Raw genomic sequence first — 24,972 nt, forward strand, 5'->3', positions numbered from 1 at the left:
GGAGGTCCGAAATTGCGCACCTGCGTGGAATGCCTGCCCCAGCGGCGCGCGTAAGCGTACGGTCGTGCGAATCCTAGGGAGAAAACTCTAACTTACGAGCTTGTTTGGTTTTAAACGCAGTCGTCATAATGAGCACGCCTTTGATCGGAGGAGACACAATGAAACGAAAACTGGCCATTACGGGGGCCGCAGCGCTCGCATTCGCATTCGCGGGCGGTACGGCACACGCACAATCCGCAGGTGATTTCTACGTCAGCACCGGCTGGCTGCACCTTTCGCCGCAGGACAGCAGCGACCCGCTGTTCGTCTACCGCGTGGGCGGCACGCCCATCAACCAATCCATTCCCAACACCGGCGCCGGCATCAACGACGCCGACACGCTGGGCCTCGCGGCGGGCTACTTCGTCACCGACCATATCTCCACCGAGCTCGTGATGGGGATACCGCCGAAGTTCGACATTACCGGCAAGGGTCAGTTCGAAAGATTCGGCGTACTCGGCCGTGCGTACCAGTGGAGCCCCGCCGTGTTGCTGCGCTACCACTTCAACGACGCCAATGCGAAGTTCCGTCCGTATGTCGGCGTCGGCGCGACGTACGTCTGGTTCACCGGCGCGAAGATCACGAACAGCAGCTTCGAGAACGGCGTGCTCGGCGGCCCGACCAGCGCGACGACCAGCAACCAGTGGGCGCCCGTCTTCAACGCCGGCTTCACGTACAACTTCACCAAACACTGGTTCGCGGGGCTGTCGCTCTCGTACATCCCGGTCAAGGTGACCGCGACCTTCACGACGGCCCGCCGGACGCCGGTCGGTACCCTGACCGAAACGTCGAAGGCGAGGATCTCGCTGAACCCGATCGTCACGTACCTGAACGTCGGCTACCGCTTCTAAGCGTAGTCGAATATTTGGGGAATGGTTAATCCTGCTGCAATTTGTAGCGGATTTTTCCTGACGTAACGTCGCCACGATGCAAAACGCCCCGGCGGGAATCCCGTCGGGGCGTCGTTTTTTCGCGTCAGGCACGTTCCGCGCAACGGTTTCGCCAGCGCCGCCGCAGCGCAAGCCGTGGCTGCGGCCATCAGACGGCGTCGATGTCGTCCAGCGCGTCGGGCGCAATCAGGTCGATGCGGTCCGTGCAGATGGCATCGACGCCCCAACGCGCGAGTTCGCGCGCCCGTTCGAGGTCGTTCACCGTGTAAACCAGGATGCGCAGCCCGGCGGCCTTGATCGCGCGCACGAGCGGTTCGTCGAGCCGACTGTGGTCTACATGCAACGATACGCAGCCGAGCGCATCGATCACCTGCGCCTGCCAGTCGTCCGGCACGACTTCGTAGAGCATCCCGCGCGGCAGGCCCGGCACGGTCGCGCGCGCCTGCTGCAATGCGTCGAACGAGAATGACGACAGCAGCGGCGCCACCGCGGCATCGCGCCAGTACGCGGCCGCGTCGGCCGCCACACGCTGCCCGGTTTCGCGTTCGCGCCCCGGGCACGGCTTGATCTCGACGTTCGCGGCCAGCCCGTGCGCGATGCAGCGCGCCGCGGCCGCCTCCAGCGTCGGCATCCGTTCGCCCGCGAAGCGCGCGTCGAGCCACGCGCCCGCGTCGAGCGCGGCCAGCGCCGCATAACGCATGCCCGCCGCCGCACCCTGCCCATTCGACGTGCGATCGACCGTGTCGTCGTGCAGCAGGAACGTCACGTCGTCGGCCGACAGCTTCGCATCGAACTCGACCATCCGGTGGCCGCGGCGCGCACCCTCGTCGAGTGCGGCGAGCGTGTTCTCCGGCGCGAGCGTGCCGCCGCCGCGATGGGCGACGACGCGCGGATAGGGCCAGTCGGTACGGGATGTCATCGTCGGTCTCTCGGCAGGTGCAGCAGGTTCAGCCGGCACGCTTGCCGGTCTCGGGATCGAAGAAATGCAGCCGGTGCGCAGGCAGCGCAGCCGCGAGCGCCGTGCCGCGCGCGGGACGATCCGCGTGCGGCAGGCGCACCGCGACATCGTGATTGCCCCAGCGGCCGTGCGCGAGATTGTCCGCGCCGAGCAGTTCGCACGAGTCGACCGGCAGCGTCGCCTGCGCGACGCCCGGCTGCGGCGTCATGTGTTCGGGACGCACGCCGAGCACCCAGTCGCGCCCGGTGGCGATCTCCGTGCCGATGCCGGGCGCGCCGGCGACCGGCAGCGCGGGGCCGCCGCCCGCAACCGTAAACGTCGCGCCGTCGTCCGACAGCCGGCCGTGCATCAGGTTCATCGCCGGCGAGCCGATGAAGCCCGCGACGAACACCGTCGCCGGCTTCTCGTACACGTCGACCGGCGCGCCGATCTGCTCCGCGTAGCCGCGGTTCATCACGATCACCCGCTGCGCGAGCGTCATCGCCTCGATCTGGTCGTGCGTCACGTACACGCTCGTCGTCGCGAGCCGCGCATGCAGCCGCTGGATCTCGAGCCGCATCTGCACGCGCAGCTTCGCGTCGAGGTTCGACAACGGCTCGTCGAACAGGAATACCGACGGCTCGCGCACGATCGCGCGCCCCATCGCGACACGCTGCCGCTGCCCGCCCGACAGTTCGCGCGGCCGCCGCGCGAGCAGCGGCTCGAGCTCGAGGATCTTCGCGGCCGCGGCCACCCGCGCATCGATCGTCGCGCGCTCGATCCCGCGAATCTTCAGCCCGTAGCCCATGTTCTGCGCGACCGTCATGTGCGGGTACAGCGCATAGTTCTGGAACACCATCGCGATGTCGCGGTCCTTCGGCTCCAGCGTGTTGACGACCCGGTCGCCGATCGCGATCTCGCCGTCCGTCACGCTCTCGAGCCCCGCGATCATCCGCAGCAACGTCGACTTGCCGCAGCCCGACGGGCCGACCAACACGATGAATTCACCGTCGGAGATCTCCACGTCGATGCCATGCAGCACGTGCTGCTTGCCGTCGTAGGATTTCCTGACGCCCTTCAAGCTCAGCGCAGCCATACCTGGTCCTTCTCCCGGTTACCGTCGGTCATTCATTTCTCGGAATCGACGAGGCCGCGCACGAACCAGCGCTGCATCGCCAGCACGACGACGAGCGGCGGGATCATCGCCAGCAGCGTCGCCGCCATCACGTATTGCCATTCGGTCGCGGCGTCGCCGCTCGCGATCATCGTCTTGATGCCCACCACCGCAGTCGACAGCGACGCTTCCGTCGTGATCAGGATCGGCCACAGATACTGGTTCCAGCCGTAGATGAACGTGATCACGAACAGCGCGGCGATGCTCGTCTTCGACAGCGGCAGCACGACGTCCCAGAAGAAGCGCAGCGGCCCCGCGCCGTCGATGCGCGCCGCGTCCATCAGCTCGTCGGGCAGCGTCATGAAGAACTGGCGGAACAGGAACGTCGCGGTCGCCGATGCGATCAGCGGCAGCGAGAGCCCCGCGTAGGTGTTCGTCAGGTGCAGCGTCGACACGACCTGCACGGTCGGAAAGATCCGCACTTCCACCGGCAGCATCAGCGTGACGAAGATCAGCCAGAACGCCGTATTGCGGAACGGGAAGCGGAAATAGACGATCGCGTACGCGGACAGGATCGACACCGCGATCTTGCCGACCGCGATCCCGAGCGCCATCGCGAAGCTGTTCACGAGCAGCCGGCCGAACGGCGCCGTCGTGCCGCCGCTGCCGTGCCCCCAGATGTACGCGACGTTCTCGAACAGGTGCGTGCTCGGCACGAGCGACAGCGGCACCGTGAACACTTCCTGCGCGTTCATCGTCGCCGCGCAGAACGCGACGTAGACGGGAAACACGATCAGCACGACACCCGCGATCAGCACCGCGTGGCAGAACAGGTCGAAGCCCTTGCGATTTTCGATCATGCGTATTGCACCCTGCGCTCGACGAAGCGGAACTGGATCACCGTGAGCCCCACGACGATGATCATCAGCACGACCGACTGCGCGCCCGAACTGCCGATGTCGAGCCCCTGGAAGCCCTCCGCGAAGATCTTGTAGATCAGCGTCTTGGTGCTCTGCGCCGGGCCGCCGCCGGTGGCCGCGTCGATCACCGGGAACGTGTCGAAGAACGCGTAGACGAGGTTCACGACCAGCAGGAAGAAACTCGTCGGCGACAGCAGCGGCAGCACGATGTTGAAGAAGCGCCGCACCGGCCCCGCGCCGTCGATCGCGGCCGCCTCGATCAGCGAGCGCGGAATCGCCTGCAGCCCCGCGTAGAAGAACAGGAAGTTGTAGCTCACCTGCTTCCACACCGACGCCAGCACGACGAGGAACATCGCCTGGCCGCCGTTCAGCGCGTGGTTCCACACGATGCCGCCCTTCGCGAGCGCATACGTGATCAGGCCGATGCTCGGGTTGAACAGGAACGCCCACAGCACGGCCGCGATCGTCGGCGCGACCGCGTACGGCCAGATCAGCAGCGTGCGGTACACGCGCGCGCCGCGGATCACGCGGTCGGCGCATGCGGCCAGCAACAGCGACACGACGAGCCCGCTCACGGTGACGAGCGAACTGAACACAAGCGTCGTGCGGAACGAATCGAGATACAGCGGATCGGCGAACAGGTGCGTGAAATTCGCGAAGCCGACGAATTCGCTCGACGTGCCGAACGCGTCCTGCATCTGCGTGGACTGCCACAGCGCGACGCCGGCCGGCCACAGGAAGAACACGGCGGTGATCGCGAGCTGCGGCGCGATCAGCAGGTACGGCACCGGGCTCGTACCGAAACGGGAACGGGATTGCATCGCGGATATCCGGTCAGGCGAAACGGAAGGGAAACCGCGCCGCCGGACGGCACGCGCTCGCGCGCGGCGCCGCCGGCGGCACGACGCGATGCGTGCTCAGCCGCCCGACTTCTCGAAGCGGCGCAGCAGTTCGTCGCCGCGCGACGCGGCCGAATCGAGCGCGTCCTTCGGCGACTTCTTCTGCGCCCAGACCTGTTCGAACTCCTCGTCGACGACCGTGCGGATCTGCGGCATGTTGCCCAGCCGCAGCCCCTTCGTGTACGGCAGCGGCGGCTTGTTCAGCATCTGCTTGATCGCGGTTTCGGCGCTCGGGTTCTTCGCGTAGAAGCCCTGCTGACGCGTCAGGTCGTACGCGGCGGTCGTGACCGGCAGGTAGCCCGTGTCCTGGTGCCACTTCGCGGCGACCGCGGGCGACGCCAGGTAAGAGAGGAATTTCGCGACGCCCTTGTAGGTCGCCGGATCCTTGCCGGCCAGCACCCACAGGCTCGCGCCGCCGATGATCGCGTTCTGCGGCGCGCCCTTCACGTTCGCGTCGTACGGCATCATGCCCGTGCCGTAGCTGAACTTCGCGAACTTCTGCACGTTCGCGAGCGCGCCCGACGACGTCGTCAGGATCCCGCAGTCGCCGCTGTAGAACTTCGCCGACGCTTCATCCTTGCGGCCCGCGTACGTGAACGTGCCGTCCTTCGCCATCTGCTGCAGGAAGGCGACATGTTCGATCTGCTGCGGCTTGTTGAACTCGAGCACGGCGTCGGTGCCGTCGAAGCCGTTGTTGCGGCTCGCGAACGGCAGCCCGTGCCATGCGCTGTAGTTTTCGAGCTGGATCCAGCCCTGCCAGCCGGTCGTGAAGCCGCACGCCATCCCCGACTTGCGCAGCTTCTCGGCATCGGCCTTCACGTCGGCCCACGTCTTCGGCGGCTGGTTCGGATCAAGGCCGGCCTTCTTGAACGCGTCCTTGTTGTAGTACAGCACCGGCGTCGAGCTGTTGAACGGCATCGACACGAGGTGGCCCGTCTTCGCGTCGCTGTAGTAGCTCGCGATGGTCGGCACGAACGCCTTCTCGTCGAGCGTCACGCCGGCCTGCTTGAACACGTCGTAGACGGGCACGACTGCCTTCTTCGCCTGCATCATCGTCGCCGTGCCGACTTCATAGACCTGCAGGATCGCCGGCGCGTTGCCGCTGCGATAGGCCGCGATGCCGGCCGCGAGCGCCTGGTCGTAGGTGCCCTTGAAGACCGGCACGATCTTGTAGTCGCTTTGCGACGCGTTGAACTGGTCGGCGATCGCGTTGACCCGCTCGCCGAGCGCGGCCTCCATCGCATGCCAGAACTGAATTTCCGTCGCGGCGAGCGCCACGTGCTGCACCCCGAACATCAGCGCGCCGCCGAGCGCGATCGAACGAACCAGTGTCCCCGCAGGCTTCTTCTTCATCGACCTCTCCTATGAAAACGTTACCAACAGCGTGTGCAACCTTCCCGTCGCCATTGAACCGGCGAAGTCTAGTGATCGTTTGTGACAGTCAGTTGTCGCTGATGACGAACAGGCGCTGATATTCCTTCAGCGCGAAGCGGTCGGTCATGCCGGCGATGTAGTGCGCGACGAGACGCGGCTGCTGCGCCGCGTCGTCGGACTGGTACGGCGGCGGCAGCAGGCGCGGATCGTCGATGAACGCGTCGAACAGCCCCGTGACGACGCGTTGCGCCTTGCTCGCCATGCGCATCACCTTGTAGTGGCGATACAGGTTCTTGAAGAGGAAGCGCTTGAGGGCCGCTGCCTGCGCGGCGACCTCGGGGCTGTGCGACACGAGCGGCGGCGCGTCGCGCACGTCGTCGAGCGACGCGGGCGCGACGCGCACGAGATTGCGCGTGGTTTCGTCGATCAGGTCGACGATCAGCGTGTTGATGATGCGGCGCACCGTCTCGTGCACGAGACGGCGGCCTTCGAGGTGCGGGAATTCGGCGAGCGCCGCGTCGTAGTGACGCTGCCACAGCTCGACTTCCGCGAGCTGCTCGATCGTGATCAGGCCGGAACGCAGGCCGTCGTCGACGTCGTGGTTGTTGTAGGCGATCTCGTCGGCGATGTTCGCGAGCTGCGCCTCGAGCGACGGCTGGCGGCCCTGCAGGAAGCGCTCGCCGAGCGCGCCGAGCTTGCGTGCATTCTCGCGCGAGCAGTGTTTCAGGATGCCTTCGCGCGTCTCGAAGCACAGGTTCAACCCGTTGAACGCGCCGTAGTGCTCCTCGAGCTCGTCGACCACCGCAAGGCTCTGCAGGTTGTGCTCGAAGCCGCCGTGCTCGCGCATGCACGCATTCAGCGCGTCCTGCCCGGCATGGCCGAACGGCGTATGGCCGAGATCGTGCGCGAGCGAGATCGCTTCGACGAGATCCTCGTTCAGTCGCAGGTTGCGCGCGACCGAGCGCGCGATCTGCGCGACTTCGAGGCTGTGCGTGAGGCGCGTGCGGAACAGGTCGCCTTCGTGATTGACGAAGACCTGCGTCTTGTATTCGAGCCGGCGAAACGCGGTCGAATGGACGATGCGGTCGCGATCGCGCTGGAATTCGGTGCGCGCCGCCGGCGGGGTTTCCGGATGGCGGCGGCCGCGTGACTGCGACGCGTGCGCGGCATACGGAGCGAGATGGGCTTCCAGCGCCGCCAGCGTCGGCGGCTCGGCCACCGGCGCAGCAGATGCGCGGCTGGCTTCGGGCAATGTGCTGCTGGATGTCTCGCTCACGTCTCCTCCATGTCAGGCGCGCCGGCGGATCCGGGCGCCGTTAGCCGGTCGTTTGCGCCAGTGTAGCGAATACCGCTTCGTCCGGCGCCTGCGTGATCAGCGTATCGCCGAATCGCTTCAGCAGGATGAACTTGATCGCGCCGGCCTCAGCCTTCTTGTCGACGCGCATCAGGTCGATGTAGCGCGCATCGCCGAGCGCCGGCCCGCGGGTCGGCAGATGCGCGGCCGCGATCACCGCATCGAGGCGCTGCCGCGACGCTTCGTCGAGCAGGCCGAGCCGCACCGACAGGTCGCCCGCCATCACCATTCCGCAGCCGACCGCCTCGCCGTGCAGCCATTCGCCGTAGCCTAGCCCGGCCTCGATCGCATGGCCGAACGTGTGGCCGAAGTTCAGGATCGCGCGCAGGCCGCCTTCGCGCTCGTCGGCCGCGACGACGCTCGCCTTGATCTCGCACGAACGCTTCACCGCATGCGCGAGCGCGGCGGGCTCGCGACGATTCAGCGCATCGACGTTCGCCTCGATCCAGTCGAAGAATGCCGCATCGGCGATCGCGCCGGTCTTGATGATCTCGGCCACGCCGGCCGCCAGCTCGCGATCGGGCAGCGTCGTGAGCGCGCCGATGTCCGCGATCACGGCCTGCGGTTGGTAGAACGCGCCGATCATGTTCTTGCCGAGCGGGTGGTTGATGCCCGTCTTGCCGCCGACCGACGAATCGACCTGCGACAGCAGCGTCGTCGGCACCTGGATGAACGGCACGCCGCGCATGTAGCACGCGGCGGCAAAGCCGGTCATGTCGCCGACCACGCCGCCGCCGAGCGCGACGAGCGTCGTCTTGCGATCGGCGTGATCCGTCAGCAGGCCGTCGAAGATCAGGTTCAGCGTTTCCCAGTTCTTGTATGCCTCGCCGTCCGGCAGCACGACCGTCGACACGCGCTTGCCGAGCGGCGCGAGCGCCGCGCGCAGCGCGTCGCCGTAGAGCGGATCGACCGTCGTGTTCGTGACGATCGTGACCGACGAACCCTTGATGTGGGGCGAGAACAGCTCGGTGCGGCCGATCAGGCCGGCGCCAATATGAATCGGGTAGGCGCGGTCGCCCAGATCGACGTTGACAGTAATCATGCTTGTAGCGGCTTGGCGATGACGCCGGCCAGTTCGAGTTGCATCAACACCATGTTGACGAGACCGTTGACCGACGGACGGCCGGTCTCGATGACGAAATCCGCGCATTCGCGGTACAGCGGGTCACGCACTTCGTACAGCGCTTCCAGACGCCCCTTCGGATCTTCGGTCTGCAACAGCGGGCGATTCTTGTCCTTGCGCGTGCGCAGCCATAGATCGTGCGGGTTGGCGCGCAGGTAGACGACGATGCCGTTGGTTTTCAGGCTGTTGCGGTTTTCCGGGCGCAGCACCGCGCCCCCGCCGGTCGCGAGCACGATGTTCTCGCGCTGCGCGAGCTCGGCGATCACCTGCGTTTCGCGATCGCGAAAGCCGGCCTCGCCCTCCAGCTCGAAGATCACCGGAATGCGCGCGCCCGTACGGGCCTCGATTTCGTGGTCGGAGTCGAAGAACGTCCTGTCGAGACGACGCGCGACCGCACGGCCCACGGTGGTCTTACCCGCTCCCATAAGGCCGACGAAAAATACGTTTGCATGTGGGTCCCGCGCTTGCAACGGCTTCCTCTGCTTCAATCTTGCTGGTGTGTGGCGCAGCTTACTGGCAAAGCGGCTGCCTTGTCGAGCCTGCGCCGGCGGCTTCCGGCCCCGTTTCCTCGGCATCCGCGTCGCCCGCGCCGGGTGCGCCGCAACGCGCATCGACGACGGTCGGCGTGATGAAGACGACCAGTTCGTTGCGTTGGTCGCGCTGCGCGCGGTGCCGGAAAAGCGCGCCCAGAAACGGTATTTTGCCCAAGAGCGGCACCCGCGTCACATCGTTCCGGCTCAGTTGTTCATAGATGCCGCCGATCGCGACCGTCCCGCCATTCTCGACCTCGACGCGCGTCTGCACGTGCTTCGTATGGATCGCGGGGCCGGCCGCGGTCGGCTCGCCGACGCTGTCCTTCGTCACGTCGAGATCGAGCACCACGCGCCCGTCCGGCGTAATCTGCGGCTCGACCTCCAGCTTCAGCGTCGCGCGGCGGAACTGCACGCCGCTCATGCCGTTGCCGACCTTCGCCTGGTACGGCAGCTCGGCGCCCTGCTCGACGATGGCCTTCACGCGGTCGGCCGTCACCACCCGCGGACGCGAAACGATCTGGCCCCGGCCTTGCGCTTCCAGCGCGCTCAACTCGATGTCGAGTACGCGGCTGAGCGGCGCGGCGAACAGCGTGAAGCCGGCGGTCGCCGCATCGAAGCCGCCGAGCGGCCGCGCGGCGAGATCCAGCGCGTTGCGCGCGTCCGCCGTGAAGGACGTGCCCTCGGCCGACGACGGCCGCCCCTGCGCACGCAGTGCGACACGTGCGCCGAGGTTGCGCGAGAAACCCTGCTCGCCTTCGACGATGCGGGCCTCGATCCGGACCTGCCGCGACGGCCGGTCGATCGCGTCGATCAGGCCCGCGATCTGCACGATGCGCGGCGCGAGATCGGTCACGAACAGCAGGTTCGTACGGGGATCGGCCGCCGCCGCGCCGCGCTTCGACAGCAGGCGCTGGCCGGTCGCGCCGGCCAGCAGCCGCTGCACGTCCTGGGCGCGCGGATAGTGCAGCACGAACGTACGGCTTGCGAGCGGCTCCAGATCGGCGGCCCGCGCATGCATGTCGAAGCGCTCGCGTTCGCGCGCGGCCAGCTCGGCGGCCGGCGTGACCCAGATCACGTTGCCGCGCCGGGACATCGCCAGCCCGTGCGTGTCGAGCAGCGTGTCGAACGCGTCGCGCCAGCGGACATCGTTCAGACGTAACGTGACCGTGCCGCGCACCTGCTCGCCGACGACGATATTGAGCCCCGTGAATCGCGCGATCGCGTCGAACGCCGCCGCGAGCCCGACGCCCTGCAGATTCAGCGAGATCCGCCGCTCGTCGTCCGCATCGCCCGGTTGCCGTGCCGCGGCGTCGCTCATCCGGGCCGGCGGCGCCAGCGGGATCGGCGGCCCCTCGAGCGCGGGGACCGGCGCGGCGGCTTCCGTCTGCAGCGCCGTGCGCGCCGCCTGATCGAACGGCGGCGGGCCGGCGTCCTCCGCTACCGCGCTGTCCACGCTGTCGGCCACGCGCAGCGGCTGCGGCAGGCGCGGCACCGACACATTCGTCGGCCCGGCCGGCCAGACCGCCGGCAGCGGCGGCACCGACGCGCTTGCGCCGTCCGCCGTCACGCCGGCCCAGATGACGAGCATCCAACAGCCGTGCTTCGTCATGGCCGGCCTCCGTCGTCAAGCACAAGCCGCTGCGATCCGTCCGCCGTCGCAAGCGTCACGGCCGCGCGGTCGATACGCACCACGCGCGCGGCCCCCAGCACCTCGCCAGGTGCGACGGCCGTGAACGCGCCGTCGCCGTCGTCGAACAACGCGAGACCGGTACGCGCGTCGCGAATCGTGCCGGCAAGGCGGGCTGCGCGCCCCGCCGCTTCGGCGAGGCCCCCCTCGCCGAATGGATCGGCGTCGGGCGCAGCGGCGCGAACCGGCGTGTTGCCCGCCGCGGCCGTTGTCGCCTGCAGCGCCGGAAATACGTCGACGGACATATCCACCCGCGCCGCCGACATGCCACGCTCGATACGCAGCGCCGACGGTACCGCCAACACCGGGAAGCGCGCCAGCCCGCCAACCATATGCAGCAACGCGTGAAAGCCGCCGTCCGCGGCGATGTGTACGGTGCGTCGGCCGTCCGGTGCCGCGCCATCGGCGCGCTGCGGTTCGATCGATACGCCGTGCAACCCGCTCGACGCGGCGAGATCGGCCAGCGCCAGCATCAGCGCGGCCCATTCCGGCGTAGGCGGCAAGCGATCGTCACGCGTCGACGCAGGATGCCCGTCGCGTCGTTGTCCGGCGGAAGCCAGCACGCGCTGCGCGTCGGCCGCGCGCGCCTGCGCCGCGGCGAGCAACGCGCGACTACGTGCCAGCCCGCTCCAGTCGGCCGCATTCGCCAGATGAATGCCGCCTGCCAGCACGGCCGCGAACGCCAGCACGCAACCCGCGGCATGCGCGGCGGCCGCCGACACGCGCGGCATGTGGCCCGCCCTGGCGCCCGCGCGCAGCGCCGGCCAATGCGCGAGCGCCGTCATGCGCCCCCTCCCGACACCGTCCGCGACGACGTCGCATCGTGCCAGCGCAACTGCACCGAGAACCGGAACGGCATCCCGGCCGTCGAAGCCGGCGCATCCGACGCAGGCTTCAACGTATCTATATCGATCCGCCAGTCGCGCTGCTCGCGCGCCATCGCGGCGAGCCACCGCGCAGCCGCCCGGTAACTCGCGGCGCGCGCATCGAGCACGGCGCCGGTCGTCGTCATGCGCAGCGCATCGAGCCGGACATGATCGGCGCGCACCTGCTTCAGGGTCGCCAGCAACCCGGCCACGCGCCGGTAAGGTGCGGCCAGCGCAGCCGCCTGCGCGTCGCGCCGCGCGACGGCGGCGGCTGCATCGGCCGCGCGCGTCGCAACGGCCACCCGCGGCTGCACCTGTCGCAGCCGCGCCTCCACGCCGGCGCGCTCGGCATCCACCCGCCACCGCGACAACACCGCAGCGCCCGTCCACAGACCGGCGCCAAGCACACCGAGCAGGATCGCCACACCGCACTGCGTGGCCCGCCGACGCCGCAATGCCCGCGCCAACCGCTCGCGGTACGGCAGCAGGTTGAAGTCGCCGAGTACCGCCTGTACGAGCTGCTGCGCCGCCGCGCCGTCTCCGTTTGCCGCCACGTGACCGGCCGTCATTCCCACACCCCACGCAACGCCAGCCCGAACGCGACGGCAAACGCCGGGCCGCCTGGCACGGCGGCGCGCGCGCACGGCAGGCCGTCCCAGCCCGTGCAGTCGAACGGGACCACTGCCGTGCCGAGCACGTCGCCGATCTCGGCAATCGACGTATCGAAGCGGGCGATACATCGCTCGTCCCCGGCGACGAGTACGCAGCCCACGACCCCCAGCACGCGCCGACGCAACGCATCGGGAAGCGCCTCCGGCAACGTGCCGGACAGGGAGAGCACCTGCATCGCCGACCGTCCCTCGATTCGCCAGCCGCGCACGCCCGCGTCGCAGAACCAGAGCACGGCGTACGCGCCCTGCGCATCGAGTTCGAACCGTGCGGCATAGCGCAGCGCACGCAGCACGGCGGCCGACTCGCCGTCGATCACCGTCAGGTCGATACCGGCCTGCGCGGCCACGTCGATCCGCCGCTCGAGCAGCGCCAGCGGCGCGACCGCCACCGCGATCTCGCCGGACCGCGCGCCGCCGTAGTGCCGCCAGTCGAACGCGAGACTGTCCGGCGCGAGCCCCGAGATGCGTTCGGCGGCCTGCCGCGCGGCGTCCGGGATGTCGCCGCGCCCGGCCAGATCGAGCGTCGCGGTGCGCATCTCGTCATCGTGCAGCGCCATCACGCCGCGCGCGTCGCACTGCACGCCGGACGCCGACAGCCGCGCCACGGCCGCCGCCAGCGACCGCGCGACCGCCGCCCAACGCGCGTCCTCCGGCCCGCCCGCCAAGCCAACCGGTTCGCGCTCGAGCCCCTCGACGCGCACTTCCGCTTCCCTGCCGCGCCGGCTCAGCACGGCCACCCTCACTTCGTGCGCACCGACGTCGATTCCCGTCGACCGGTGCCTGCCCTGTGCAAACCGCGCCACCCATCGTCCTGCCATCCCAGCCTCCCGAGATCGTCGCGGCCCACGCCGCGCATCCGAGACCTGATTCTGCAAAGCGACGCGCGCCGCCGACAGTCGGCCAAACGGCCAGCATTGGTCCACGGCGGCCGTGCACGGACTATGCTGACGGCACGCCGACCCGCGGCTTGGCGACGGGCGGCCCCCGCGTCGGGAGCGCTCTTACCGGGCAGCTATAATCGCGGGACTGTTTTCCGGTATGCCTATGCAATCCACGACTCCTACGTCCCCGCCTCCCGCCCCGGAGCCGAAGAAGCGGCCCTGGTGGCAAAAAGTCCTGCTCGGCTTCGCCGCGATGTGCGTGGCCCTCGTCGTGGCCGGCGGCCTCGTGCTCGGCTACGCGCTCGTCGTGGCCTGGCCGAACATGCCGTCGCTCGATGCGCTGACCGACTATCGCCCGAAGGTGCCGCTGCGCATCTATACGTCCGATCACGTGCTGATCGGCGAATTCGGCGAGGAGCGCCGCGACGTCGTCCATTTCAAGGACGTGCCCGACTCGCTGAAGAAGGCGATCCTCGCGATCGAGGATGCGCGCTTCTACGATCACGGCGGCGTCGACCTCACCGGCATCATCCGCGCCGGCTTCGTCGCGCTGACGAACGGCCACGCGTCGCAGGGCGCGAGCACGATCACGATGCAGGTCGCACGCAACTTCTTCCTGTCGAGCGAGAAGACCTACACGCGCAAGATCTACGAGATGCTGCTCGCGTACCGGATCGAGCGCGCGCTGACGAAGGATCAGATTCTCGAGGTCTACATGAATCAGATCTATCTCGGCCAGCGCGCGTACGGCTTCGCGAGCGCCGCACGGGTCTATTTCGGCAAGGACCTGAAGGACATCACGCTCGCGGAAGCCGCGATGCTCGCGGGGCTGCCGAAGGCGCCGTCCGCGTACAACCCGGTCGTCAACCCGAAGCGCGCGAAGGTACGCCAGGAATATATCCTGCAACGGATGCTCGAGCTGAACTTCATCACGCGCGAACAGTACGACGAAGCGTCCGCGCAGCCGCTCGTCGTCAAGGGTCCGGGCCGCGATTTCAGCGTGCACGCGGAGTACGTCGCCGAAATGGTCAGACAGATGATGTACGCGCAGTACCGTGAGGAAACCTACACGCGCGGCTTCAACGTCGTCACGACGATCGATTCCGCGGATCAGCAGGTCGCGTACACCGCGCTGCGCAAGGGCATCATGGATTACGAGCGCCGTCACGGCTATCGCGGGCCGGAAGGCTTCATCGAGCTGCCGGCCGGTGCCGACGACCGCGAACAGGCGATCGACGACGCGCTGCTCGAGCATCCCGACAACGGCGAGCTGATCGCCGCGGTCGTGACGGCCGCGAGCCCGCGCCAGATCACGGTGGCGTTCATCGACGGCAGTACCGCGACGATCGACGGCGACAACCTGCGCTTCGCGTCGGGCGCGCTGTCGGCCAACGCGCAGCCGAACCGCCGGATCCGCCCGGGCGCGATCGTCCGCGTGGTGAAGAACGACGCCGGCAAGTGGTCGATCACGCAGTTGCCGCAGGTCGAGGGTGCGTTCCTGTCGATCGTCCCGCAGGACGGCGCGATCCGCTCGCTCGTCGGCGGCTTCGACTACAACAAGAACAAGTTCAACCACGTCACGCAGGCATGGCGGCAACCGGGTTCGTCGTTCAAGCCGTTCATCTACTCGGCGTCGCTCGACAAGGGCCTCGGGCCGGCGACCGTGATCAACGACGGCCCGCTGTATTTCAGCGCCGCGGAAACGGGCGGCCAGCCGTGGGAGCCGAAGAACTACGGTGGCGGCTTCGAGGGCCCGATGTCGATGCGCACCGCGCTGCAGCGCTCGCGCAACCTCGTGTCGATCCGGATCCTGAACCACATCGGCACGAAATACGCGCAGCAATACATCACGCGCTTCGGCTTCGACGCCGAGCGCCATCCGGCCTACCTGCCGATGGCGCTCGGCGCCGGCCAGGTCACGCCGCTGCAAATGGCAGGCGCGTACTCGGTCTTCGCGAACGGCGGCTACCGCGTCAATCCGTACCTGATCGCCGAGGTCACCGATCCGAACGGCGCGATCGTCGCGCGCGCGCAGCCGCTCGTCGCCGAGCAGAACGCGCCGCGCGCGATCGACGCGCGCAACGCGTACGTGATGAACAGCCTGCTGCAGAGCGTCGCGCAGCGCGGCACGGGCGCGCGGACCAACGTGCTGAAGCGCGCCGACCTCGCGGGCAAGACCGGCACGACGAACGACTCGCACGACGCCTGGTTCGCCGGCTACCAGCACACGCTCGCCGCGATCGCGTGGATCGGCTACGACAATCCGCGCAGCCTCGGCGATCGCGAAACCGGCGGCGGCCTGTCGCTGCCGGTCTGGATCGACTACATGGGTGCGGCGCTGAAGGGCGTGCCGGAATTCAAGCCGACGGTGCCGGACGGCGTCGAGTCGCTCGGCGGCGAGCTGTATTTCACCGAGTTCACGCCGGGGCACGGCTTCGTGTCGACGGTCGGCGTGCCGCAGGCGCCGGCCGCGCAGAACGTCGACGAGGCCGTGCCGCACGTCGACGAACAGGAAAAGCAGGACATCATGAACCTGTTCCAGGGCCACTGACCCGCGGCCCGACCATGAAAAAAGCGCCCCGCGGGGCGCTTTTTCTTTGGGCACGACATTCGGGACCCGCTGCCCCGGCCGTCACGCGCCGAACGTGATCGGCAGGCCGGCCTGCTGCGTCGCGTATTCGGTGAGCGCCGAGAAGAACTCGGTGCCCGTGCGCGTATCGCGCCACGCACCGTCGACGAAACGGTAGTGGAATCCACCGGCCTTCGCGGCGATCCACACTTCCTTCATCGGCGGTTGCAGGTTGACGATGATCTTCGAGCCGTTTTCGAACGTCAGCGTCAGCACGCTGCCGTTGCGCTCCAGATCGATGTCGTGATCGCCGTCGTTCGCGACGTCCACGGTACGCTCGACGGCCGCCAGCACGGCCTCGGCACGGGCCAGGTATTCAGTATCGGACATGCTAAACTCTATCGGTTAAATTGTTCAGGGACGATCATGCGAGTCGTTTTCCGGATGAGCGCGATTGTAGCGGCTTTGGCGATTCTTGCCGGCTGCGGTCAAAGCGGCGCGCTCTATCTGCCCACCGTACCCCCGATGCCCAAGCCGATCCAGCAGCAGAACACGCCGCCGTCGGACGTGAAACCGACCGACGAAAACGCGTCGTCCGACGAGACGCCCGACACGTCCGGCTCGCCGCTCACGCTGTCGCCCGAACTGTCGAGCACCGCATCGACCATGCCCGCCCCGGCATCGGGCCCGGCAGCCACGAAGTAACGACGCGATGCCGCCCGCGCGGCGCGCGCAACGAGGCGATGACTCCCCGGTCATCGCCTTTTGTTTTTTCGGGCCGCCGCGTCACGCACGCACGCGCCGCCAGCCCCACGCAACCACCCGCCAGCCGAGCAGCGCGGCGACGATCGCCGCGTAGAGCTTCGGCTGCGCGAGATCGTGCTTGCCGGCCCGCATCCACCAGAAGTGCAGCACGCCGAACAGCGCGATCGCATAGATCGCGCTGTGCAGCGTCGCCCAGTGGCGCCCCAGCCGGCGCACCATCGCGCGCGGCGACGTCGCGGCGAGCGGAATCAGCAGCACGAACGCCGCGAAGCCGACGGTGATGAACGGGCGCTTGCCGACGTCCTTCAGGATCGCGACGACGTCGAACCACTTGTCGAACCACAGGTAGGTCGTGAAATGCAGCGTCGCGTAAAAGAACGCGAACAGCCCGATCATCCGGCGAAAGCGCAGCAGCGACGCGAAGCCCGTGATGCGCCTGAGCGGCGTGACGGCAAGCGTGATGCACAACAGGACGAGCGTCCACAAGCCGGTCGAGCGCGTGATGAATTCGATCGGGTTCGCGCCCAGCCGGTCCGTCAGCCCGAACAGCACGACGCGCGCGAGCGGATACAGGCCGGCCGCGAACGCCAGCACCTTGGCCGGTGCGAGCCAGCGCGGCGCGGCGGGACGGATCGCACCGGTCCGCGCGGTGCGTGCGGCCGACCGGACACCCGCGGCGCGCTCGGAAGTGAGCGTCGAAGGACGCATGTCGTTTCTCACCGTCGTGCTCAGAAATTCTTCTTCAGGTCCATGCCCTGATACATCGAGGCGACCAGATCGCCGTAGCCGTTGAACATCAGTGTCTTGCGCTTCGGCGTGAAAAAGCCGTCCTCGCCGATGCGCCGCTCGGTCGCCTGGCTCCAGCGCGGATGATCGACGTTGGGGTTCACGTTCGAATAAAAGCCGTACTCGTTCGCGGCGTACGTGTTCCAGCTCGTCTTCGGCTGCTTGTCGACGAAGCGGATCTTCACGAGCGACTTCGCGCTCTTGAAGCCGTACTTCCACGGCACGACGATCCGCACCGGCGCGCCATTCTGGTTCGGCAGTACCTGGCCGTAGACGCCCATCGTCAGCAGCGTCAGCGGATTCATCGCCTCGTCCATGCGCAGCCCTTCCGAATACGGCCAGTCGAGCACGGGCGTCGACAGGCCGGGCATTTGCGACGGATCGGCCAGCGTGACGAACTGCACGTATTTCGCGTTGCCGGTCGGCTGCACGCGCTTGATCAGCTCGGACAGCGGCACGCCGATCCACGGGATCACCATCGACCAGCCCTCGACGCAGCGCAGCCGGTACACGCGCTCCTCGAGCGGCGCGAGCTTCAGCAACTCGTCGAGATCGAACACTTTCGGGTGCTGCACCTCGCCTTCGACGCTCACGCGCCACGGGCGCGGCCGCAGCGTGCCGGCGTTCTGCGCCGGGTCGCTCTTGTCGGTGCCGAATTCGTAGAAGTTGTTGTAGGACGTGATGTCCTTGAACGGCGTCACCTTGTCGATGGCGACGAACTTCGGGTTCGTTTTTGCCGCGAGCTTCGCCGCGCGCGGATCGGGCGACGCATACGCGGCGAGCGCCGCGCCGCTGGCGCCAAACAGGCCGCCCGCGGCCGCGAGGCCGGCCGCCTGCAATACGCGCCGCCGGTTCTCGAACACCGCGCGCGGGGTGATCTCGCTCGGCGCGATGTCCGCGCCGGTCAGTACGTTACGCAAAGGGCGTTTGATCCACATCGTGCAGTTCCTCCCGCATGCGCGGCGCGCATGCTTCATCAGCGTTCGACCCGGCCCGTCACGCGCCGTTCGACGCCCGGTTCGCCCGCCGCGTTACAAAAGAAAACCGCCGGGCACGCAGTGCACCGGCGGTTCGATAGTCGGACGAGCGTCGGAAATCTTACAGTTTGCCGTAGCTGTGCAGCCCGGACAGGAACATGTTGACGCCGAGGAACGCGAACGTCGTGACCAGCAGGCCGGTGAGCGCCCACCACGCGGCCACCGCGCCGCGCAGGCCCTTCATCAGCCGCATGTGCAGCCACGCCGCGTAGTTCAGCCACACGATCAGCGCCCAGGTTTCCTTCGGATCCCAGCTCCAGTAGCCGCCCCACGCTTCGGCCGCCCACAGCGCGCCGAGGATCGTCGCGATCGTGAAGAACGCGAAACCAACCGCGATCGACTTGTACATCACGTCGTCGAGCACTTCCAGCGTCGGCAGGCGATCCGCGAGGATCCCGCGCTCCTTCATCAGATACGCGACCGACACCATCGCCGACAGCGCGAAGCTGCCGTAGCCGATGAAGTTCGCCGGCACGTGGATCTTCATCCACCAGCTTTGCAGCGCCGGCACGAGCGGCTGAATCTGCTGCGCATCGCGCGCGACCGAGTACCACATCAGGAAGCCGACCGCCGCGCTGATGACCAGCAGCACGAACGCGCCGAGCGAACGCGTGCCGTAGTGGCCTTCGTAATACAGATAAAGCAGCGCGGTGATCAGGCTGAACAGGACGAACACTTCATACAGGTTCGACACGGGGATATGCCCGACGTCCGCACCGATCAGGTAGGACTCGTACCAGCGCACCATCAGCCCGGTGAAGCCCATCAGCACGGCGACCCACGTGAGCTTCTGGCCGATCGCGGCGCCCGTTTCGGAGCGCGCGAGCAGGCCGATCCAGTAGAAGATCGTCGCGAGCACGAACAGCGCGCTCATCCACAGGATCGCCGACTGGCTCGACAGGAAGTACTTGAGGAAGAACGCCGAATCGGCGCGCGCGAGATCGCCCTGGTAGATCTGGATCGACAGCAGCGACAGCACGGCGATCGACGCCATCATCAGCCGCGCGGGCTTCCAGCGCCAGCCGAGCGCGACAAGCGCCGGCACGGTGCCGATCATCACCGCCTTGTCGTAGTAATCCATGTGCGCGTTGTAGTGCACGAGCGCATAGCCCGCGCCCGCCACCAGCGCCAGCGCGAACAGCCAGTCGAACAGCGACAGGCGCGCGAGGAACGGACGGTCGTCGAACAGCGGCGACGCTGCCGGCGCCGTACGGGAAGAGGAAACTTGCGTGAGATCCATGATGTTACCGGGTGGAATTCTCGGAATCGGAACCGCCGCCGGCAGGCGCGCGGGCCGTCGAAGCCGCACCGGCGGGTGCGGCGTCGCGAGGTGCGGCGTGCAAGGCGGCGCCGGCCGCGTCGCGCGTCTGCACGAATTCTTTCTCGAAATCGAAGGTCTTGCGGGCCGTGGACATGGCCATCACCACCTCGACGCCCGAACCGGCGTCCTTCAGCCAGAACCAGAGCCGCCGCTCGCGCACGTAGAACATCGAGAAGATGCCGGCGACCAGCAGCAGGCTGCCAAGATACACCAGATTCTTGCCGGGCGCGCGCGTCAGCTGAAATACCGAAGCTTGCACCTGCTTGAAGGAGTCAAGCTGCAAATAGACCGGCGATCCATACAGGAAGCTGTCGGATAGCGCATTGATCGCGTTCTGCACGAAGCGGATCGTGTCGGCGCCTTGTTGCGCGGCCGGCTCGCCCGCATGCTCGCGCGCGATCTGCCACACCTCCCACATCGAGCCCTCGAGCATCCGCAACAGCAGGCTCGCGGCCTTCTCCTGCTCGCCCTTCGGCACCGAGCGGTCGATGAACGTCGCCACCGCCTGGAAGCCGCCGATCGGCTGGCCGTCCGCGCCGCGGCCGACGCTGTCGTCGCTCGCCGCGAAAAGGGTCAGCACCTTCGACGCACTGTCCTGCAGGCGGCCGCGCAGCGACGCGTCGCCCGGCAGCGAGCGCTGCGCGAAGCGCGCGGCGGCCTCGGTGCGCACGGCCGGATCCTCGAGCGCGGCGCGCAGGCGCATCCATTCGCCGATCGAATCCTGGCTGTCGGCCGGAATCCGCATGTAGCGGAACGGATCGTTCGGACTCGCGCGCACGCCGGCGAGGAACACGCGCTCGCCGTTCATGTCGACGGGTAGCATGTAGTTGTTGAATTCGCGCGCCTGGCCGTCCTTGCCGCGAATCTTGTACTGCACCGACGGCCCGATGTTGTGGAGCTGCGTCGGCTTCGACGTCTTCGCGCCCGAGCCGAGCCGCTCGTCGAACACTTCCTTCAGCGAGCTGGTGGTCGCGACGCCGCGCACGTCCGGCTTGCCTTTCGCGTCGGCCATGTTCTCGACGTTGATCGCGCGGAAATCGGAGAATTCGATCGTGTCGCCGTCGGCGCCCGGGACCTGCAGCGGCGCCGAGCTGCCGATCGTGCCCTTCACGGGGACGGTCGCCGCGTGGCTGCCCGTCATCGGATAGGCCGTCATCTGCATCTGCGAGCCGCCGTCCTGGAAGCTCGACTGATAGATCGACACGCCCTTGTACGTGAACGGCTTGTTGACCTCCACCCGCGCCGGGATCTTCCGGCCGGTCTCGCGATCGATCACGACGATGTCGCTCGCGAACAGCTTCGGCATGCCGGTCGTGTAGTAATCGACGATGAATTTGTCGAGCTGGATCGAGAACGGCAGATCCTGAATCAGCGAGCCGCTCGGCTGGTTCAGGATCGCGGTCGACACGAACTGGCCCTCCGGCACCCACGCGTAGCCGCGGAAGGTCGGGTTCGACGCGGACAGCCGATGGTCGGGCGAGATATCGCTGATCGTCGCGCTCGTGTTGACCGGGCTCTTGCCGAACATCAGCATCTGGAATTTGATCGGCAGGTTGCTGTCGAGCAGGCCGCCGATACAGATCACGACGATCGCGAGGTGCGCGGAGATATAGCCCCACTTGGTCATCGCGCCGCGCTTCGCGGAGATCAGCGTCGCGCCGTCGGTTTCACGCACGACGTGCTTGTAGCCAGCCTTCGTGACGAAGGCGGCGAGCGTCGCCGCGACGCTCGCGCGCGTGCCGGACGCCGTGTATTCGGCCTTGTGGTGGAAGGCGCGCAGGCTGCCTTCGCGGACCTTGTCCTTCCAGCTCTTCGCATCGGCGAGCATCTTCGGCGCGTTGCGGATCACGCACAGCGAGATCGACGTGACGAGGAAGATCAGGATCAGCATGAACCACCACGCGCTGTACACGTTGTACAGGCCGAGCGAACGGAAGATGTCCGCCCAGAACGGCCCGAACTGGTTCACGTAGTTCGGATACGGATCGTCCTGGGTCAGGACCGTGCCGATGATGCTCGCGATCGACAGCACCACCAGCAGCGCGATCGCGAAACGCATCGAGCTCAGCAACTCGACCGCACGTTTCGACGCACCCTGACCCGACTTCGACTGCAACCCCGACGTGGTAACGCTCATTCAAACTCCGACTAAGGGGAAACCACCCCCACGCTCACTATGTTCGCTCGGGGAGCGCAGCTCCCCATCGCCTGCCAGCCGCGCCATCCCGGCCCGGCGAGTGCCGGCAAAAAAGAAGGGCGAGGCAACCGCGACGGCGCGGCGCCCCACCCTTTTCTTGTTCTGACTCCGGCCGCCCTTCGGGCGCCCGGTCATTCCATTCGCGGCTGACCGCTCAACGCAGGCCCGCGATGTAATCCGCGACGGCCTTGATCTCGGTATCCGACAGCCGCGACGCGATCTGATGCATCGCCTCGTTGTTGTTGCGCGCGCCGGCACCCTGCTGGAACGCGGTCAACTGCGCGACCGTGTAATCGGCCCATTGCCCCGACAGACGCGGGTACTGGACCGGGATCCCCTGCCCCGTCGGCCCGTGGCAGCTCGCGCAGGCGGGAACGCCCTTTTCCGCGATGCCGCCGCGATAGATCTTCTGGCCGATCGGCACCGTCGCCGCATTGCGTGCGGTACCGAGCTTCGTCGTCTGCGACCCGTAGTACGCGGCGACGTTGCGCATGTCGTCCGCGCTCAACGCGCTCGCGAATCCGACCATCACCGCGTTGTTACGCACCGGCCCCTTCGCGCCCGGCTGCGTCTTGAAGTCGTTCAACTGCTTGACCAGATATTCGGGATGCTGGCCGGCGAGCTTCGGGAAACTGCCCGACGCGCTGTTGCCGTCGGCGCCGTGACACGACGCGCAGACCTGCCCGGCAATCGCCTTGCCGCGGTCCAGATCCGGCTTGGCCGCATCTGCCGCGTTTGCCTCCGCTACGAAACCTACGAACCCTGCTGCAACCTGAAGCACCATCAGAGACTTGCACAGTCGATTCATTCGCACACCCTGTTTCGTCTTGTGGGAATTTGAGGTTCTGCAAAAAACGACGGCGTTCAGTCTACCGCAGAAGCCACATAAAAGCGCGAGGCAGGCGCCCGGTGGCCTTCGGCAAAACCGCCGTATTGTACAATATCGTGCTGAAAGCTCCCGCGCCTATCGGGGCTACCCCGCCTCCACCACGCGGCTCGCGCCGCCCGTCCTTCCGGTTCCCATGGCCTTTCTGCTCCATCAAGCCCGCTTCTACACGACCGTCAACCATCTGCGCGACCTGCCGCCGACGGTCCAGCCGGAAATCGCGTTCGCGGGCCGCTCGAATGCCGGCAAGTCGACGGCGATCAACGTGCTGTGCAACCAGAAGCGGCTGGCCTTCGCGTCGAAGACGCCCGGCCGCACGCAGCATATCAACTACTTCTCCGTCGGCCCGGCCGCCGAGCCCGTCGCGAACCTCGTCGATCTGCCCGGCTACGGCTATGCGGAAGTGCCCGGCGCCGCGAAGGCGCACTGGGAAATGCTGCTGTCGTCCTATCTCGCGACGCGCTCGCAGCTCTGCGGCCTGATCCTGATGATGGATTCGCGCCGTCCGCTGACCGATCTCGATCGGCGCATGATCGAATGGTTCGCGCCGACCGGCAAGCCGATCCACACGCTGCTGACCAAGTGCGACAAATTGACGCGCCAGGAAAGCATCAACGCGTTGCGCAACACGCAGAAGGGGCTCGACGCGTATCGCGACCAGGGCGTGAAGGGCAAGCTGACGGTCCAGCTGTTCTCGGCGCTGAAGCGCACGGGGCTCGACGAGGCCCATGAACTGATCGAGAGCTGGCTGCGGCCGTCCGTCGCCGACGAAAACAGCGAGCCTGTAGCACAATGAGCGGGCAACGCGCGGCTGGGATCGGCCGTGCGCACCTGACGGCGCCTGCGGATTCGGCCGGCTCATAAAAAAACCCGCCGTTGAACGGCGGGTCAAACAGCCTAATCGAAAAACGACAGGCACCCGCTCAGGGAGGAGAAGCGGGGAGCTGCACGCAACGCGTGCCGCTCGATCGCTATCATATACCAACGATCTCGAAAATGACCTAAGGGTTCCGTAAGGTCCTTCTTGCCCTGATTTCTGCCAAACCGCCATGAGCTTCCATCCGCTTCATCGTCCGCGCCGGATGCGCCGCGACGACTTCTCCCGCCGCCTGATGCGCGAAAACCGCCTGACCACCGACGACCTGATCTACCCGGTATTCGTCGTCGAAGGCACCAACGAGCGCCAGCCCATCCCGTCGATGCCCGGCGTCGAGCGCGTGTCGGTCGATCTGCTGATGCACGTCGCCGAGCAGTGCGTCGAACTCGGCGTGCCCGTGCTGTCGCTGTTCCCGGCCATCGAGCCGTCGCTGAAGACACCCGACGGCCGCGAGGCGGCCAATCCGGAAGGCCTGATCCCGCGCGCGGTGCGCGAGCTGAAGAAGCACTTCCCCGAACTGGGCGTGCTGACCGACGTCGCGCTCGATCCGTACACGAGTCACGGCCAGGATGGCGTGCTCGACGAAAACGCCTATGTGATCAACGACGACACGATCGAGATCCTGGTCGACCAGGCGCGTGCGCAGGCGGAAGCCGGCGTCGACATCGTCGCGCCGTCGGACATGATGGACGGCCGCATCGGCGCGATCCGCGAGATGCTGGAAAGCGACGGCCATATCCATACGCGGATCATGGCCTATTCGGCGAAGTTCGCATCGGCGTTCTACGGCCCGTTCCGCGATGCGGTCGGTTCGGCGTCCAACCTGGGCAAGGGCAACAAGATGACCTACCAGATGGATCCGGCGAACAGCGACGAAGCGCTGCGCGAAGTGCGCCTCGACATCGACGAAGGCGCCGACATGGTGATGGTCAAGCCCGGCATGCCGTATCTCGACATCGTGCGCCGCGTGAAAGACGAGTTCCGCTTCCCGACCTACGTGTACCAGGTGAGCGGCGAATACGCGATGTTGAAGGCGGCCGCGATGAACGGCTGGCTCGACCACGACAAGGTCGTGCTCGAATCGCTGCTCGCGTTCAAGCGTGCGGGCGCCGACGGCGTGCTCACGTACTTCGCGCTCGATGCCGCGCGTCTGCTGAAAGCGCAGCGCTGATCGCGCGCCGGCACGCGCCAGCAAAAACGGCGGGACACCTCGGTGTTCCGCCGTTTTTTGTTTACCGTCGATCGC

General features: G+C 67.3%; 23 protein-coding genes. 5 read left to right on the forward strand and 18 right to left on the reverse strand.

Going from position 1 to position 24,972, the window contains the following annotated elements; genetic code table 11:
- Nucleotides 1-158 precede the first annotated feature (158 nt).
- Complete coding sequence (locus HWX76_RS06300) at nucleotides 159-890, forward strand: OmpW family outer membrane protein (protein WP_124557198.1); 732 nt, start codon at nucleotides 159-161, stop codon at nucleotides 888-890.
- Nucleotides 891-1,077: 187 nt separating this feature from the next.
- Here HWX76_RS06300 and ugpQ read toward each other — a convergent pair whose 3' ends face one another.
- From ugpQ to HWX76_RS06360, 12 genes are all read right to left on the reverse strand, one after another.
- A complete protein-coding gene (ugpQ, locus tag HWX76_RS06305) occupies nucleotides 1,078-1,848 on the reverse strand; it encodes a glycerophosphodiester phosphodiesterase (RefSeq protein ID WP_050013144.1) in 771 nt (256 codons plus the stop codon).
- A 28-nt stretch (nucleotides 1,849-1,876) separates the two neighbouring features.
- Nucleotides 1,877-2,962, reverse strand: coding sequence for a sn-glycerol-3-phosphate import ATP-binding protein UgpC (locus tag HWX76_RS06310; RefSeq protein ID WP_089488079.1), 1,086 nt, complete (start codon nucleotides 2,960-2,962; stop codon nucleotides 1,877-1,879).
- A 32-nt stretch (nucleotides 2,963-2,994) separates the two neighbouring features.
- Nucleotides 2,995-3,840, reverse strand: coding sequence for a sn-glycerol-3-phosphate ABC transporter permease UgpE (gene ugpE / locus HWX76_RS06315; RefSeq protein ID WP_050013146.1), 846 nt, complete (start codon nucleotides 3,838-3,840; stop codon nucleotides 2,995-2,997).
- Nucleotides 3,837-4,721, reverse strand: a complete 885-nt coding sequence (gene ugpA, locus HWX76_RS06320) for a sn-glycerol-3-phosphate ABC transporter permease UgpA (protein WP_027783324.1) — start codon at nucleotides 4,719-4,721, stop codon at nucleotides 3,837-3,839. Before ugpA ends, ugpE begins: the two co-directional genes overlap by 4 nt.
- 96 nt (nucleotides 4,722-4,817) lie before the next feature.
- A complete protein-coding gene (ugpB, locus tag HWX76_RS06325) occupies nucleotides 4,818-6,152 on the reverse strand; it encodes a sn-glycerol-3-phosphate ABC transporter substrate-binding protein UgpB (protein WP_089488077.1) in 1,335 nt (444 codons plus the stop codon).
- 88 nt (nucleotides 6,153-6,240) lie between these two features.
- Nucleotides 6,241-7,425, reverse strand: a complete 1,185-nt coding sequence (locus HWX76_RS06330; RefSeq protein ID WP_235356187.1) for a deoxyguanosinetriphosphate triphosphohydrolase — start codon at nucleotides 7,423-7,425, stop codon at nucleotides 6,241-6,243.
- 64 nt (nucleotides 7,426-7,489) lie between these two features.
- Nucleotides 7,490-8,569, reverse strand: coding sequence for a 3-dehydroquinate synthase (gene aroB / locus HWX76_RS06335; protein ID WP_050013149.1), 1,080 nt, complete (start codon nucleotides 8,567-8,569; stop codon nucleotides 7,490-7,492).
- Nucleotides 8,566-9,120 (reverse strand): shikimate kinase AroK, encoded by a 555-nt coding sequence (gene aroK / locus HWX76_RS06340; protein WP_050013150.1) that lies wholly within the window; start codon nucleotides 9,118-9,120, stop codon nucleotides 8,566-8,568. Before aroK ends, aroB begins: the two co-directional genes overlap by 4 nt.
- A 40-nt stretch (nucleotides 9,121-9,160) precedes the next feature.
- On the reverse strand, nucleotides 9,161-10,792 hold the full coding sequence (gene pilQ, locus HWX76_RS06345; protein WP_176015603.1) for a type IV pilus secretin PilQ: 1,632 nt from the start codon (nucleotides 10,790-10,792) through the stop codon (nucleotides 9,161-9,163).
- Complete coding sequence (locus HWX76_RS06350; RefSeq protein ID WP_124638849.1) at nucleotides 10,789-11,655, reverse strand: pilus assembly protein; 867 nt, start codon at nucleotides 11,653-11,655, stop codon at nucleotides 10,789-10,791. Before HWX76_RS06350 ends, pilQ begins: the two co-directional genes overlap by 4 nt.
- Complete coding sequence (locus HWX76_RS06355; protein ID WP_124594042.1) at nucleotides 11,652-12,305, reverse strand: fimbrial protein; 654 nt, start codon at nucleotides 12,303-12,305, stop codon at nucleotides 11,652-11,654. The genes HWX76_RS06350 and HWX76_RS06355 overlap by 4 nt, the downstream gene beginning before the upstream one ends.
- Entirely contained in the window at nucleotides 12,302-13,225 is a 924-nt protein-coding gene (locus tag HWX76_RS06360) for a competence protein ComA (RefSeq protein WP_176015604.1), read from the reverse strand. Before HWX76_RS06360 ends, HWX76_RS06355 begins: the two co-directional genes overlap by 4 nt.
- A 220-nt stretch (nucleotides 13,226-13,445) precedes the next feature.
- Between HWX76_RS06360 and HWX76_RS06365 the strand changes: the two genes are divergently transcribed.
- Complete coding sequence (locus HWX76_RS06365) at nucleotides 13,446-15,839, forward strand: penicillin-binding protein 1A (RefSeq protein WP_050013155.1); 2,394 nt, start codon at nucleotides 13,446-13,448, stop codon at nucleotides 15,837-15,839.
- Between the two features lie 81 nt (nucleotides 15,840-15,920).
- Here the strand turns inward: HWX76_RS06365 and cyaY are convergent, their stop codons facing one another.
- Nucleotides 15,921-16,247, reverse strand: a complete 327-nt coding sequence (gene cyaY / locus HWX76_RS06370; RefSeq protein ID WP_050013156.1) for an iron donor protein CyaY — start codon at nucleotides 16,245-16,247, stop codon at nucleotides 15,921-15,923.
- A gap of 36 nt (nucleotides 16,248-16,283) precedes the next feature.
- Between cyaY and HWX76_RS06375 the strand changes: the two genes are divergently transcribed.
- Complete coding sequence (locus HWX76_RS06375; protein WP_050013157.1) at nucleotides 16,284-16,562, forward strand: lipoprotein; 279 nt, start codon at nucleotides 16,284-16,286, stop codon at nucleotides 16,560-16,562.
- Between the two features lie 81 nt (nucleotides 16,563-16,643).
- On the opposite strand, the gene msrQ is transcribed toward HWX76_RS06375, so the two are convergent.
- The 5 genes from msrQ to HWX76_RS06400 all read right to left on the reverse strand — a co-directional run bounded on the left by msrQ (nucleotide 16,644) and on the right by HWX76_RS06400 (nucleotide 22,771).
- Nucleotides 16,644-17,330 carry a protein-methionine-sulfoxide reductase heme-binding subunit MsrQ gene (gene msrQ, locus HWX76_RS06380; RefSeq protein ID WP_176015605.1) on the reverse strand — a complete coding sequence of 229 codons (687 nt, stop codon included), beginning with the start codon at nucleotides 17,328-17,330 and terminating at the stop codon, nucleotides 16,644-16,646.
- Nucleotides 17,331-17,350: 20 nt separating this feature from the next.
- Nucleotides 17,351-18,346 carry a protein-methionine-sulfoxide reductase catalytic subunit MsrP gene (gene msrP, locus HWX76_RS06385; protein ID WP_124631185.1) on the reverse strand — a complete coding sequence of 332 codons (996 nt, stop codon included), beginning with the start codon at nucleotides 18,344-18,346 and terminating at the stop codon, nucleotides 17,351-17,353.
- A 160-nt stretch (nucleotides 18,347-18,506) separates the two neighbouring features.
- Nucleotides 18,507-19,685 (reverse strand): c-type cytochrome biogenesis protein CcsB, encoded by a 1,179-nt coding sequence (ccsB, locus tag HWX76_RS06390; protein ID WP_050013160.1) that lies wholly within the window; start codon nucleotides 19,683-19,685, stop codon nucleotides 18,507-18,509.
- Nucleotides 19,686-19,689: 4 nt separating this feature from the next.
- Nucleotides 19,690-21,903 carry a cytochrome c biogenesis protein ResB gene (locus tag HWX76_RS06395; RefSeq protein ID WP_050013161.1) on the reverse strand — a complete coding sequence of 738 codons (2,214 nt, stop codon included), beginning with the start codon at nucleotides 21,901-21,903 and terminating at the stop codon, nucleotides 19,690-19,692.
- A gap of 214 nt (nucleotides 21,904-22,117) precedes the next feature.
- Nucleotides 22,118-22,771, reverse strand: coding sequence for a c-type cytochrome (locus HWX76_RS06400; protein ID WP_050013162.1), 654 nt, complete (start codon nucleotides 22,769-22,771; stop codon nucleotides 22,118-22,120).
- A 214-nt stretch (nucleotides 22,772-22,985) separates the two neighbouring features.
- On the opposite strand from HWX76_RS06400, the gene yihA reads away from it, so the two are divergent.
- Both yihA and hemB read left to right on the forward strand, forming a co-directional pair.
- Nucleotides 22,986-23,645 (forward strand): ribosome biogenesis GTP-binding protein YihA/YsxC, encoded by a 660-nt coding sequence (yihA, locus tag HWX76_RS06405; RefSeq protein ID WP_050013163.1) that lies wholly within the window; start codon nucleotides 22,986-22,988, stop codon nucleotides 23,643-23,645.
- Nucleotides 23,646-23,898: 253 nt separating this feature from the next.
- Nucleotides 23,899-24,897 (forward strand): porphobilinogen synthase, encoded by a 999-nt coding sequence (gene hemB / locus HWX76_RS06410; protein ID WP_050013164.1) that lies wholly within the window; start codon nucleotides 23,899-23,901, stop codon nucleotides 24,895-24,897.
- Nucleotides 24,898-24,972 lie beyond the last annotated feature (75 nt).

It is taken from the genome of Burkholderia sp. BCC0398 (assembly GCF_902833245.1).
In the GTDB taxonomy this organism is placed as follows: domain Bacteria; phylum Pseudomonadota; class Gammaproteobacteria; order Burkholderiales; family Burkholderiaceae; genus Burkholderia; species Burkholderia sola.

What these genes read in the sequence shown, in the direction of transcription:
- yihA (WP_050013163.1), top strand. Translation starts at nt 22,986, where the DNA reads ATGGCCTTTCTGCTCCATCAAGCCCGCTTCTACACGACCGTCAACCAT.
- HWX76_RS06360 (WP_176015604.1), bottom strand. Translation starts at nt 13,225, where the DNA reads ATGGCAGGACGATGGGTGGCGCGGTTTGCACAGGGCAGGCACCGGTCG.
- HWX76_RS06350 (WP_124638849.1), bottom strand. Translation starts at nt 11,655, where the DNA reads ATGACGGCGCTCGCGCATTGGCCGGCGCTGCGCGCGGGCGCCAGGGCG.
- ugpB (WP_089488077.1), bottom strand. Translation starts at nt 6,152, where the DNA reads ATGAAGAAGAAGCCTGCGGGGACACTGGTTCGTTCGATCGCGCTCGGC.
- pilQ (WP_176015603.1), bottom strand. Translation starts at nt 10,792, where the DNA reads ATGACGAAGCACGGCTGTTGGATGCTCGTCATCTGGGCCGGCGTGACG.
- ugpA (WP_027783324.1), bottom strand. Translation starts at nt 4,721, where the DNA reads ATGCAATCCCGTTCCCGTTTCGGTACGAGCCCGGTGCCGTACCTGCTG.
- ugpE (WP_050013146.1), bottom strand. Translation starts at nt 3,840, where the DNA reads ATGATCGAAAATCGCAAGGGCTTCGACCTGTTCTGCCACGCGGTGCTG.
- HWX76_RS06400 (WP_050013162.1), bottom strand. Translation starts at nt 22,771, where the DNA reads ATGAATCGACTGTGCAAGTCTCTGATGGTGCTTCAGGTTGCAGCAGGG.
- cyaY (WP_050013156.1), bottom strand. Translation starts at nt 16,247, where the DNA reads ATGTCCGATACTGAATACCTGGCCCGTGCCGAGGCCGTGCTGGCGGCC.
- ugpQ (WP_050013144.1), bottom strand. Translation starts at nt 1,848, where the DNA reads ATGACATCCCGTACCGACTGGCCCTATCCGCGCGTCGTCGCCCATCGC.
- ccsB (WP_050013160.1), bottom strand. Translation starts at nt 19,685, where the DNA reads ATGGATCTCACGCAAGTTTCCTCTTCCCGTACGGCGCCGGCAGCGTCG.
- msrQ (WP_176015605.1), bottom strand. Translation starts at nt 17,330, where the DNA reads ATGCGTCCTTCGACGCTCACTTCCGAGCGCGCCGCGGGTGTCCGGTCG.
- HWX76_RS06355 (WP_124594042.1), bottom strand. Translation starts at nt 12,305, where the DNA reads ATGACGGCCGGTCACGTGGCGGCAAACGGAGACGGCGCGGCGGCGCAG.
- HWX76_RS06310 (WP_089488079.1), bottom strand. Translation starts at nt 2,962, where the DNA reads ATGGCTGCGCTGAGCTTGAAGGGCGTCAGGAAATCCTACGACGGCAAG.
- HWX76_RS06300 (WP_124557198.1), top strand. Translation starts at nt 159, where the DNA reads ATGAAACGAAAACTGGCCATTACGGGGGCCGCAGCGCTCGCATTCGCA.
- HWX76_RS06375 (WP_050013157.1), top strand. Translation starts at nt 16,284, where the DNA reads ATGCGAGTCGTTTTCCGGATGAGCGCGATTGTAGCGGCTTTGGCGATT.
- HWX76_RS06395 (WP_050013161.1), bottom strand. Translation starts at nt 21,903, where the DNA reads ATGAGCGTTACCACGTCGGGGTTGCAGTCGAAGTCGGGTCAGGGTGCG.
- HWX76_RS06365 (WP_050013155.1), top strand. Translation starts at nt 13,446, where the DNA reads ATGCCTATGCAATCCACGACTCCTACGTCCCCGCCTCCCGCCCCGGAG.
- hemB (WP_050013164.1), top strand. Translation starts at nt 23,899, where the DNA reads ATGAGCTTCCATCCGCTTCATCGTCCGCGCCGGATGCGCCGCGACGAC.
- msrP (WP_124631185.1), bottom strand. Translation starts at nt 18,346, where the DNA reads ATGTGGATCAAACGCCCTTTGCGTAACGTACTGACCGGCGCGGACATC.
- aroB (WP_050013149.1), bottom strand. Translation starts at nt 8,569, where the DNA reads ATGATTACTGTCAACGTCGATCTGGGCGACCGCGCCTACCCGATTCAT.